Source organism: Erwinia sp. S43 (assembly GCF_016624745.1).
In the GTDB taxonomy this organism is placed as follows: domain Bacteria; phylum Pseudomonadota; class Gammaproteobacteria; order Enterobacterales; family Enterobacteriaceae; genus Erwinia; species Erwinia coffeiphila.
On the sequence record NZ_JACVTX010000015.1, the window covers coordinates 60574 to 72514 of the forward strand.

The window sequence follows — 11941 nt, forward strand, 5'->3', positions numbered from 1 at the left end:
CCCGGAGCGCACCATGAGCCAGCAGGCCGAAGCCGATAAACGACTGACCGTCACCCACTGGGGCACCTACCGGGTGACCACCGATAACGGCGTGCTGACCGCCGTCGAGCCGGTGGAGTGGGACCGCAATCCGTCGAAGATTGGCTTCTCGATGCCGGGCGCGGTGCAGGGCAACAGCCGCGTGCGGCGACCGGCGGTCAGGCTCGGCTATCTGCAGGGCAAACCGGCGAATCGCGAGGGGCGCGGTAAAGAACCCTTTGTGGAAGTGAGCTGGGAGCAGGCGCTGTCGCTGGTGGCCGCTGAGCTGCGGCGGGTGAAAGACGCCCACGGCAATCAGGCCATCTACGGTGGTTCCTACGGCTGGTCGAGCGCCGGGCGTTTCCACCATGCGCAAAGTCAGCTGCACCGCTTCCTCAATCAATTTGGCGGCTATACCGCCAGCACCAACACGTACAGTATCGCCGCTGGAGAGCGGGTTTTACCGCATATTCTCGGCGATCTCGACGATCTTCAGCGCCAGCACACCCACTGGCCGGTGCTGGCTGAACACTGCGAACTGTTTGTTGCCATCGGTGGCCTGCCGCTGCGTAACGCGCAGGTCAACGGCGGTGGGGCCAACGATCACGCCCTCGATCACTGGCTGAAAACCCTGCGCGCCAACGGCTGCCGCTTTATCAACGTCAGCCCGGTACGCAACGATCTGGCTGCCGTCGGCGATGCCGACTGGCTGGCGCTCCGGCCCGGCAGCGATACCGCGCTGCTGCTGGCGGTGTGCCAGGTACTGATTGCCGAACGTCTGGTTAACCAGGACTTTATCGCCCGCTGTACGGTCGGTTTTGAGCGCTTTGCGGCCTACGTTCAGGGCGAGGACGACGGCGAGGCGAAGACCCCTGAGTGGGCGGCGTCCATCACCGGGCTGGAGGCGGAGACGATCCGTCAGCTGGCGCGGCAGATGGCGCAGAAGAAAACGATGATCAATATGGCGTGGTCGGTGCAGCGCGCGCGGCAGGGCGAACAGGCCTACTGGGCGCTGGTGGCGGTCACCGCACTACTTGGGCAAATTGGCACACCCGGCGGCGGCATCGGCTTTGGCTATGCCTCCACCAACCTGGCCGGGGCCGAACGGCGGCGCTTTTCCGGCCCGCGCATGCCTGCGGGCCGCAATGCGGTCAGCGCGCGTATTCCGGTGGCGCGTATCACCGATATGCTGCTGCACCCCGGTGAACACTACGAATTCGACGGCCAGACCTTAACCTATCCCGATATCCGCCTCGTTTACTGGGCGGGCGGCAACAGCTTCCATCATCATCAGGATCTCAACCGGCTGATTGACGGCTGGCGGCGGCCGGAAACGGTGATCGTCCATGAACAGTACTGGACCGCCCAGGCCAAATTCGCCGATATCGTACTGCCCGCTACCACCTCGCTGGAGCGGGAAGATATCGGCAGCGCCAGCAACGACGGCTTTATGATCGCCATGCGCCAGCATCTGCCGCCGCAGGGGGAAGCGCGTGATGATTACGCCATCTTCAGCGCGCTGGCGGAAAAGCTGGATTTCGCCGCGCAGTTTACCGAAGGGCACAGCGCGCGCGGCTGGCTGGAGAGGATTTATCATGAATCTCGTCCGCGAGCCGCAGAGGACGGCATTCAGCTGCCCGACTTCGAGGCCTTCTGGGCGCAGGGCAAGCTGGAATATGCCGCACCCGACGTGCCGCAGATCCTGCTGAAGGCGTTCCGGGACGATCCCGAGGCCGCGCCGCTGTCCACGCCGTCGGGGAAAATCGAGCTGTTTTCCGCCGCGGTGGCCGCGTTTGGCTACCGCGAAGCGCCGGGCCACGCCTACTGGCACACCGATGAGCAGAATGCCCAGCAGGAACAGCGCCAGCGCTGGCCGCTGCATATGCTTTCCAGCCAGCCGCGCACGCGGCTGCACAGCCAGTACGATCATGGGTCAGTCAGCCAGCAGACCAAAATTAACGGCCGCGAGCCGCTGTGGATGCACCCGCAGGATGCCGCCGCGCGCGGCATCGGCGAGCGGGATATCGTGAAGGTGTTTAACGATCGCGGCGCGCTGCTGGCGGGCGTGCATCTCACCGAGGATATCCGGCCCGGCGTGGTGCAGATCTCTACCGGGGCCTGGTACGACCCGCTGAACGCGCAGGAAAACCGCTCTCTGGATAAACACGGCAACCCGAACGTATTAACCACCGATATCGGCAGCTCCCGGCTCGGGCAGGGCAGTACCGCGCAGACCTGCTTCGTGGAGATCGCCCGCTTTAATGAACCGCTACCGGCGGTGACCGCCTGGCTGCCGCCAACGTTTGTGGCCTTCGCGGAAGAGCAGGAGTTCGCGGCGAGCAATCTCAGCGGCGAGTAATGGCGCTCTTCGCTATGCCGCCGACAGCAGACATGCTGCCAGGTGGCTGTCGCCCGGCGCGTTGGCAAAGAGCAGGATAGACTTTCTTTTGAGTGAAGAGGACGCTATGAGTCTGGCAAACCCACAATTTCAGCCCGCACAGTTCACCATCAAGTCGCCGGGCAACTATATTCAGCAGCCGGGCCTGATCCATCAGGTCGGCGAGCGCATTCGTCCGCTGGTCGGCCATCTGCGCATTCTCACCTCGCCGCAGGCCTGGCGGGCGGTGAACCCGGCGCTGGAAGAGAGCCTGAATCGGGCTGGCCTGTGCTGGCAGGTGGAATATTTAACCGGCGAATGTACCGATGCGGCGATTGCGCAGTTCCGCCACAACCTGCTGGAACAGGGGGCGGAAGGGATTCTGGCCATCGGCGGCGGGCGCGTGCTGGATACCGCCAAGGCCGTTAACGATGCGCTGGGCGATCGCCAGCTGTTTGCGCTGCCGACGCTGGCGGCCACCTGTGCCGCCTGGTCGCCGCTGGCAATTATCTATAATGAAGAGGGCGGTCATCTCGACAGCCGGGCGCTGGACGCCATGCCTGCGCTGATCCTGGTCGACAGTGACATTATCGCCCGCGCCGACGTGCGCTATCTGCGCTCCGGCATCGTTGATGCGCTGGCGAAATGGGTAGAGTTCGATCCCTGGCAGCGGCACAACCCGCACCATCTGGCGCTGGAGGTGAAAGTCTCAGCGGCCAGGCAGGCGTACGATGCCTTCCTGCGCTGGGGCGAAGAGGCGGTCGCGGCGAATGAACGGCAGCAGGTGACGCAGGCGCTGGAAAAGGTGATTGAGGCCAATATTGTGCTGGCTGGTTTAGCCAACAGCGTGCGCGGCGAGCTGGATACGCCGGGGCTGGCGCACGTCATCCACGATACGCTGACCCATCAGCCGGAGCTGCACGACTGGCTGCACGGCGAAAAAGTCGGGTTCAGCCTGCTGCTTCAGTCGCTGGTGGAATACGGCCAGCCGGATGCGCAGCTGCTCTCCCTGCTGAAAATCTACCGCAGCCCGCTGCGGCTGCCCACGCTGGCAGGCGACAGAGCGGCACGCATTGCGCAGATCGCTGCCGATATCCGCTTCCCGGCACAAAGTCTGGGCGGACTGCCGTTTGCCGTCACTACCGAGACGCTGCATCGGGCGCTGCTGGCGACCGAGGCGCAGGACTTCGCGGCATAACCGGCAGCCCAATTAATCCATCCAGTCCTGAATGATTTCCGCGTACAGCTGCTCGGCCTCTGCCAGTCGGCTGAGCAGGCAGTATTCGTCAGTCTGGTGCGCCATCGACGGCTCGCCTGGGCCGAGAATAATGCACGGTGGATTGCCGAGCGCAGGCAGCAGCAGCGAGGCATCGGTAAAGTAGGGCACCATGCGCGGTGTCAGCGGGGCATCGTGCAGCGGCTGGCAGCGATGATACACCTGGCGAATCCAGGCGTGGCGCTCTTCGCTCAGCACCGCAGGCAGATCGACCAGCGTGGTCAGGGTGACGTTTTCACCCAACAGCGCACCCAGCCGTTCGCGGATGGTGGCGTGCTGAAGATTCGGCGCGCTGCGGATATCGACATCAAAACGCGTGCGGTCCGGCACCGAGTTAATGTTCAGACCGCCCTCAATACGCCCGACGTTCAGCGTCGGCTGCTTCATCAGCGGATGCGGCGCGCCCGGCAAGAAGTGGCGGATTTTGCCCAGCGCATCCGCCGCCAGATAAATGGCGTTAATCCCCAGCTCCGGCATCGCGCCGTGGGCGGTTTTGCCCCGCGTTTCGCAGCGCAGCCACAGCGCGCCTTTGTGCCCGATAACCGGGTAGTTGGCCGTCGGTTCTCCGACGATCAGCGCGCCGATCTCCGGCAGATCCCCGGCTTCGATCAGCGCCCGCGCGCCGTCACAGCCGGTTTCCTCGCCGCCGGTGATCAGCAGCACCGCGCCGCGCCCGTTAAGGATTTTCTGGCGGTGCTGAACGCAGGCGACGGCAAACGCCGCCACCGCCGCTTTCATGTCGCTTGATCCCCTGCCGTAGAGACGATCGCCGTCGATCTGCGAGCCAAAAGGATCGAACTGCCACGACGCGTTGCCGAGCGGCACGGTATCCAGATGGCCGGTAAACGCCAGCGGCCTGCCCGGCGCATTGCCGGGCAGGCGGGCTACCAGATTGCTGCGCCCCTCACCGAACGACGAGAGGGAAACCTCAAAACCGTGGTCGCTGAGCCACCCGGCAAAAAAGCGCATGCAGTCTGCTTCATCGCCCGGCGGGTTGATGGTGTTAAAGCCCAGCAGCTGCCGGGCCAGTTCAAGCGTGGTATCCGCCGCCATCAGCCGCGTTCCGTCAGCCAGTCAAGGCAGTTCACCCACAGCTGGCGATAGCCCGGCCATTTGGCAAACTCTTCCGGCAGCCAGTGGGCGGACATGTCGCTGGTCCACACCAGCGAGCGGCCCTGCTGGTATTCGCGCACCGCCAGCAGAGGATGGCCGGTGCCGGACACGGTAGCCAGCAGCTTGCCCTCCGGATGCATCTCCACTTCGTTATAGCCCAGCAGCCATGGCCATTCGCCCGGAATGTCGTTAAATACCGCGTGCGATTCAGTGACCTCGGCATAGCAGCCTTCCGGCGTTTCGATGCGGTCGTCCCAGGCCAGGCAGCGTACCGGCAGCACTTTCTCCACCGCCGTATTGCGATAGCGCGCACCGCCGTTGATCCCCTGGAAACTGAAATAGCCGCCGATCATCATCAGCGAGCCGCCGTTAGCCACGTAGTCATGCAGCAGCGTCAGGCGATTGGCGGTACGGCGGCTTTTCAGCCAGGTGTCCGGGTGCAGCAGCAGCGTGTTGGCACCGATATCCGACAGGATAATTGCATCCCATTCCGCCAGCTCTTCCTGCGTCAGCGGGAAGTCGGTGGCCGCCGCGTGGGCGGGCATATAGGTGATGGCATAATTGCTGTCCGCCAGCGCGGCCAGGAAGTCGGTGGCGCCGTTGTGCCAGGTGGCGGTGGCAAACTGATCGAAGCCTTTCACGTGTACCGAGGTGCTGGTCCAGGATTCACCCACCAGTAAAATTTTCTTCTTCATCTGATTTATTCCTTTTTATCCGCCAAATACCCGCTGGGGATTACCGATCATTAAGGTTTCAAGTTGTTCACCGCTGACGCCGTGGCGCTTAAGGCGCGGGACAAAGTGCTTGAGAATGTAGCCATAGCCGTGGCCGCCGTAGCGGGTCAGCATGGTTTTCAGGAACACGTCCTGCGACAGCAAAATCTGCAGGATAAAGCCGTCGTCAATCAGCTCGCGAATGGCGCGGGCGTTTTCCTCGTCGGACGGCGACTGGGCCGATTCGTCGGCGTAGTAGTAGCTCATGCCGATCATGTCGTACTCCAGGAACGCGCCGCGCTGAGCCAGCTCGCGCTGATAGCGCTTGTCGGCAAAACTCGGGTTCATATGGCACAGCACCGTATGGCGCAGATCGGCCCCTTCCTGCTCAAGGATATCCAGCACCTTATGCCCCAGCCGTTCCCAGCCCGGCAGATGCACCTCAATCGGCGCGCCGGTGGCGGAGCTGGCACGGCCCGCCGCGCGCAGGGACTTCTCTTCATCCGGCGTAAAACGGCTGGAAATGCCGATTTCGCCAATCAGCCCGGCAATCACCTCCGGCTTCTCCTCCGCGCCGCCGAGGTCGTAGATCAGCTTTTCGGTCAGCTGCTCCAAGCTGGTGGTTTTCACCCACTCGGGGTGCGACGGCTCCAGATACAGCCCGGTGCCCATCACGATATTCAGCCCGGTGAGGCGCGAGATGCGCTGTAGCGCCTTCGGATCGCGACCAATGCCGATATTGGTCGGGTCGACCACCGTTTCCCCGCCGAGCGCGCGGTATTTGGTCAGCTCCTCAATCGCCAGATCGGCGTCAAACAGCTGGCAGTTATCGCGGCTCATCAGCGGGTTCAGCGACAGCTCGCCGAGGTTTTCCATCTTCACCGGCATCTCGGCCAGGTGACGATCGCTACAGCAGCACGGCGGCACCCACTTGCCGGAAGCATCCAGCAGGATGTGCTCATGCATCAGCGTGACGCCCATCTCAGCAATCGGCAGCGGGCCAAGCACCGTCATCACATAGCCGCTGCTGACGCCAACCGGCAGCGGGTGCGGATGGCGAAAAATTGATCCTTTCATCAGCTATCCTTTTGCCGCAGATCGCGTGGGGTTGAGAATGCGGGTGTTCAGCCAGATGGCCAGCAGGATGATGGTGCCGGTGGCGATCTGGGTATAGAACGGTGAAATGTGCGAGAGGATCAGCCCGTTCTGGATCACCGCAATCGACAGCGCACCCAGCAGCGTGCCGATGATGGTGCCAAAGCCGCCGAACAGGCTGGTGCTGCCGAGCACGACGGCGGCAATCACCTGTAACTCAAAGCCTTCCCCCTGGTTAGATGAACCGCTGCCGAGGCGGGCAGTGATAATCATTCCGGCCAGCGCGGCGGCCATGCCGCTGATGATATACACCTTCATGATGGCGGCCTTGGTGTTAATCCCGCTGCGGCGCGCGCCCTCGGCGTTGGCGCCGATGGCGGTCACGTAGCGGCCAAAGCGCATATGGTTGAGGACGAAATGCCCGACGATCAGCACAATAATGGCGAGCAGCGCGGGCATCGGAATCCCCAGCACCCAGGCGCGGCCCATCATCGTAAACAGGCTGTCTTCAGGCACCGGAATCGAATAGCCCTGGGTGACCAGCAGCGCGATACCGCGCACGACCGCCAGGGTAGCGAGGGTGACGATAAACGCCGGTATCCCTTCGTAGGCGATGAAAAAGCCGTTAATTGCGCCGACCAGCCCGCCGAGCAGCAGACCGCCCAGCAGGACGACCGGCCACGGCAGTCCCCAGTTATTCAGGGCGATAGCGGAAAGGGCACCGACCAGCGCAAGGGTGGACCCCACCGACAAATCGATACCGCCGGTGGTGATCACCAGCGTCATGGCGGTGGCGACGATCAGCAGCGGCGCGCTCTGGCGAACGATGTTCAGCCAGTTGGTGCCGGTGAGGAAGTTACTGGTGATCAGCGAAAACACCACGCAGCAGAAGACGAAAAACAGTGCAATGCTGACCACGCCCGAGTGGTTATGCAGCAGGCGGCGCGGCAGCGAGTGCTGGATCATGCGGGAGCTGCTTAAGTTCATGATACTCATCCTGTTACCTCAGTGTGCGGCGGCAGAGCGAGCGGTGAATTTTTCGCCCACAATCAGGTTAACGATATCGCTCAGATCGGTGTCTGCGACCCGGCGTTCAGCCACGTTGGTGCCTTCATACATCACCATAATCCGGTCGCAGACCAGGAACAGATCCTGCAGGCGGTGGGTAATCAGGATCACGCTCACCCCACGGGCGGAAACGCGGCGGATCAGCTCCAGCACCGCTTCCACTTCCGCCACGGCCAGCGCGGCAGTAGGTTCGTCCATAATCAGCACTTTCGGGTCAAACGCCGCCGCACGGGCAATGGCGATGGCCTGGCGCTGACCGCCGGAGAGATTGCGCACCAGCAGGCGGGTATCGGGAATGGAAATGCCCAGCCCTTTCAGCATCTCACGCGCATCGGCGTGCATTTTGGCTTCATCAAGGAACGGAATACCGAGGATCGATTTCATCGGCTCGCGGCCCATAAACAGATTTCCGGCCACGTCGACCGTGTCGCACAGCGACAGATCCTGATAAACCATCTCGATATGGCAGCGGCGGGAATCCGCCGGGTTAGTGAACTGGTGCGCTTCGCCGTCAATGCGGATTGTGCCGCTGGTGGGGACCACCGCGCCGGAGAGCACTTTGGTCAGGGTGGATTTCCCTGCGCCGTTATCGCCCACCAGGCCGAGCACTTCCCCTGGAGCCAGCTCCAGGTTCACGCCGCGCAGTGAGCGTATCGACCCGTAGGTCTTGGTGATATTGATCATTTCTACCCGTGGCGGGGTAGTCTGGGGCTGCTGCATCTGATAACTCCCATCGCTGGTGCCGGGAAAATGTCTGCCGGGCTGCGGGAAAGTCATCCATCCAACACGGTTTACACCCTTGTAAACCGGTTTACCTGCGGAATGGAGCTTTCCGTATCACAATCAGGTCAAACGCTATTTAAGATATTTGTTCGCCAGTCAGTCTTTGCAGCATCCGTGCCAGGGCAGGAACAACACAGCAGCCCGGTGGTTTAACTCTCTGTAGCACAACGAATTTATTAACAATTCGTTAGTAAACCGGTTTACTGATTATAGCGAAGAGAATTTAAATTGAACGCTTTTTGCGCCAAAATTGGGCGCTTTTGCGCCATTTTGGGACGCGCTTAACAAATCCTGATGGAATCGCGACCAATCCATTCCACCGGCAGGCGGGTTTCAGAGGGGATGTCCTTTTCGTTATTCAGCAGGCGCAGCATGATGCTGACGGCGGTGCGGCCCAGCTCCCGCGCGGGCTGGCGGATGGTGGAAATACGCGGCTGGGTGAAGTCGGCATAGTTGGCATCGTCGAAGCCGACGAGGGAAAGCGCGGCCGGTGCCTGGAGTCCGCTGGCGCGCAGACCGTCCAGCAGGCCCAGCACCAGATAGTCACTGGCCGCAAAGACGGCGGTTGGGCGCACGGGCTGGCTGAACAGGTGCTTCAGCGCCCGCTGACCAAACTCGCGCTGGTAGTCGCCGTACATTACCCATTCCGGCGGCCAGCTCAGCCCGGCCTGCTCCATGGCGGTGCAAAAGCCCTGATAGCGTTCGCGCACGCTCATCAGCTCATCCGGCCCGCCGACGAACGCGATATGGCGATGCCCGGCGGCAATCAGTTTCTCCGTGGCAATGCGCCCGCCCTGCACGTTATCGGCAAACACTTTCGGCACTTTGCTGCCCGGAATATCCTCATCCAGCAGTACAATGCGCTGGTGGCGCTGGATCTCTTTGCGCAACAGGCCGTTATCCGGGCGGTTGGTGGTGAACAGCAGACCGTCGACCTGGCAGGTATCCAGCCAGCGGATAAACTGGCACTCTTTGTCCGGGTTATTGCGGGTGATGCATAGCACCAGGCTGTAGCCATTGGCGGAAGCGGCCTCTTCGGCGGCGTCGGCCAGTTCGGCAAAGAAGGGGTTGGTGATGTCGGGCAGCACCAGGCCAAGGGTTTCGCTGCCGCCTTTGCTCAGGCGGCGCGCCAGGCTGTTGCCGCGATAGTCCAGCTCGCGAATGGCGCTTTCAATGCGGTCAATCGTCTCCTGCGGCAGCACGATATTGTGATTCATATAGCGCGACACGGTCGCCTTTGACAGCCCCGCCTGCTTTGCCACATCGGATAACAATACGCGTTTTAGACTCATTTTCTGCGCCATTTCTGCCTGAGTGGGGCTATCTGTAACACAGTTACGCGCGCCCGATACAGCATTTTCTCCGGTGAACAAATTGTTAAATAAATGCTTGACAAAAATTGAGCAGCGGAGAATTGTATAAGCAGTTTACCGCATCATCCGGGAAGTCATTCCCAAACCCGCTTGAAACATTCCAGTCGCGCACCGCAACGGACCGGTTGCCGGAATGGGAGAAAGCAGGTCTTAGCTGAACGGCTTCTGGCCGCTTTAGCCTTACATCAGATATTTGCCCGCCAAAAAAATAATCCTTCTGCGTTTGCCCTGCGGCGCGGAAACCTGCTGGCTATGATCTCTTCCCGACGAGGAAACTGATGATGTTATTAAACACCGGAAAACTGCGTTTTATTGCTCTGGCCACCGCTCTGATTGCCTCGGGCAGTCTTATTTCTGTTGCCAGTGCTGCCACCCCCGACTATGCGCTGATTCAAATCAATCAGCAGGCACTGTTCTTTAATCAGATGAATAAAGGCGCGCAGGAAGCGGCAAAAGCCAGCGGCAAGGATGTGGTGATTTTCAACTCTAACGATAATCCGGTGGCGCAGAATGACGCCATTGAAAACTATATTCAGCAGGGCGTTAAGGGAATTATGGTCGCTGCCATCGACGTTAATGGCATTATGCCTGCGGTGAAAGAAGCGGCGAAAGCCAATATACCGGTTATCGCTATCGACGCCGTATTACCGGCCGGTCCTCAGGCCGCTCAGGTCGGCGTGGATAATATCGAAGGCGGTAAAATCATTGGTAAATACTTTGTTGATTACGTGCAGAAAGAGATGGGCGGCCAGGCTCGCGTAGGCATTGTCGGCGCACTGAACTCGGCGATCCAGAACCAGCGGCAGAAGGGCTTTGAAGAGACGCTGAAAACCAATCCAAAGATTACCATCGCCAACGTGGTTGACGGCCAGAACGTGCAGGACAAAGCGATGACCGCGGCGGAAAACCTGATCACCGGTAACCCGGACCTGACGGCAATCTACGCCACCGGCGAACCGGCGCTGCTGGGGGCTATCGCGGCAGTGGAGAACCAGGGGCGGCAGAAGGATATTAAAGTCTTCGGCTGGGATCTGACGGCGAAGGCGATTACCGGCATTGACGATGGCTACGTCACCGCCGTGCTGCAGCAGGACCCGAAACAGATGGGCGTGGAAGCGCTGAACGCGCTGAATGCGATTACCTCCGGTAAAACCGTGTCGAAAACCATTCTGGTTCCGGCCACGGTAGTGACCAAAGCGAACGTAGACGGTTACCGTTCGCTGTTTAAATAAGGCCTACTCGCCGCTCGTGCTTAACAGGGCGGCGAGTTCCTGCTGGCCGGGAAACGCGCTAAAGGTTCCCCGGCGGCCGACGGTGATGGCGGCGGCACGGCTGGCGTGAGTCAGCGCTAACGTATCCGGCGCAACACCGCGCAGCAGAGCAGATGCCAGCATCACGGCAAGGAAGGTATCGCCCGCACCGGTGGTATCCACGGCTTCAGCGGCCACCGCCGGGCAGAACCGGCGCTGGCCTTCACTGACCAGCCAGGCACCGGCAGCGCCCTGGGTAATCACTAAGGTGGTAACGCCATGGGGCTGAAGTTCTTCGGCCTCCGACTCATTAACCACCGCGATATCAATCAGCGGCCAGAGATGAGCGAAGTCGGGGTTAACCGGTGAAGGGTTAAATACCGTGGTCATGCCGCGCGCTTTGGCCAGTTGAAACAGCGCGCGGGTTTTTTCCACGGAGAAGTTGCCCTGCTGCAGCAGAATATCGCCGGCAGCGGCATCCGCCAGGTGGGGAATAATCTCTTCCAGGCTAAAAGCATCCGCGGCGGCGGTAGTGGTAATAATGGCATTATCACCATCGGCGCTATTTAAAATTATTGAGGTATCGCTATGTTGGTTGAAATACGCATTCGGTAACAGGCTAAGTGGTTCATTTATTATTTGCTGACGAATCCACACGCCGTTGCTGTCATTTCCCGTGGCGGCAATTAATCGTGTTTCTATTCCGCAGCGGGATAATATAATCGCCTGATTTGCGCCTTTGCCGCCAATATCCTGCGAAACTTTAATACCATGAACCGAGGAGCCCTTTTGCGGAATATCCGCAATGGACCAGGTTTCATCGACGGTAATATTACCGGTGACATAAACACGCATAGTGTTTCCTTAAACAGGAT

Annotated in this window: 10 protein-coding genes; 3 read left to right on the plus strand and 7 right to left on the minus strand. The window is 60.7% G+C overall.

Translation table 11 applies throughout. The features are described from left to right. The first annotated feature begins 13 nt into the window (after positions 1–13). Entirely contained in the window at positions 14–2377 is a 2364-nt protein-coding gene (locus IBT47_RS17250) for a molybdopterin-dependent oxidoreductase (protein ID WP_200561699.1), read from the plus strand. A gap of 106 nt (positions 2378–2483) precedes the next feature. Next, positions 2484–3593: an iron-containing alcohol dehydrogenase family protein gene (locus tag IBT47_RS17255; protein WP_200561701.1), complete on the plus strand. Its 1110-nt coding sequence runs from the start codon at positions 2484–2486 to the stop codon at positions 3591–3593. Positions 3594–3605: 12 nt separating this feature from the next. On the opposite strand, the gene IBT47_RS17260 is transcribed toward IBT47_RS17255, so the two are convergent. From IBT47_RS17260 to IBT47_RS17285, 6 genes are all read right to left on the minus strand, one after another. After that, on the minus strand, positions 3606–4724 hold the full coding sequence (locus IBT47_RS17260) for a M20 family metallopeptidase (RefSeq protein ID WP_200561703.1): 1119 nt from the start codon (positions 4722–4724) through the stop codon (positions 3606–3608). After that, the gene (locus IBT47_RS17265; protein ID WP_200561705.1) at positions 4724–5479 is read right to left on the minus strand and encodes a glutamine amidotransferase; all 756 of its coding nucleotides are present in this window, start codon (positions 5477–5479) and stop codon (positions 4724–4726) included. Before IBT47_RS17265 ends, IBT47_RS17260 begins: the two co-directional genes overlap by 1 nt. Before the next feature lie 15 nt (positions 5480–5494). Further along, on the minus strand, positions 5495–6574 hold the full coding sequence (locus tag IBT47_RS17270) for a phosphotriesterase (RefSeq protein WP_200561707.1): 1080 nt from the start codon (positions 6572–6574) through the stop codon (positions 5495–5497). Between the two features lie 3 nt (positions 6575–6577). Then, positions 6578–7579: an ABC transporter permease gene (locus IBT47_RS17275; RefSeq protein ID WP_172606571.1), complete on the minus strand. Its 1002-nt coding sequence runs from the start codon at positions 7577–7579 to the stop codon at positions 6578–6580. 18 nt (positions 7580–7597) lie between these two features. After that, the gene (locus IBT47_RS17280) at positions 7598–8344 is read right to left on the minus strand and encodes an ATP-binding cassette domain-containing protein (protein WP_172606574.1); all 747 of its coding nucleotides are present in this window, start codon (positions 8342–8344) and stop codon (positions 7598–7600) included. Between the two features lie 380 nt (positions 8345–8724). Continuing rightward, positions 8725–9747: a LacI family DNA-binding transcriptional regulator gene (locus tag IBT47_RS17285; RefSeq protein ID WP_105592276.1), complete on the minus strand. Its 1023-nt coding sequence runs from the start codon at positions 9745–9747 to the stop codon at positions 8725–8727. A 347-nt stretch (positions 9748–10094) separates the two neighbouring features. Between IBT47_RS17285 and IBT47_RS17290 the strand changes: the two genes are divergently transcribed. Continuing rightward, entirely contained in the window at positions 10095–11048 is a 954-nt protein-coding gene (locus IBT47_RS17290; protein ID WP_200561709.1) for a substrate-binding domain-containing protein, read from the plus strand. Positions 11049–11051: 3 nt separating this feature from the next. On the opposite strand, the gene IBT47_RS17295 is transcribed toward IBT47_RS17290, so the two are convergent. Further along, the gene (locus tag IBT47_RS17295) at positions 11052–11921 is read right to left on the minus strand and encodes a ribokinase (protein ID WP_200561712.1); all 870 of its coding nucleotides are present in this window, start codon (positions 11919–11921) and stop codon (positions 11052–11054) included. Positions 11922–11941: the final 20 nt, after the last annotated feature.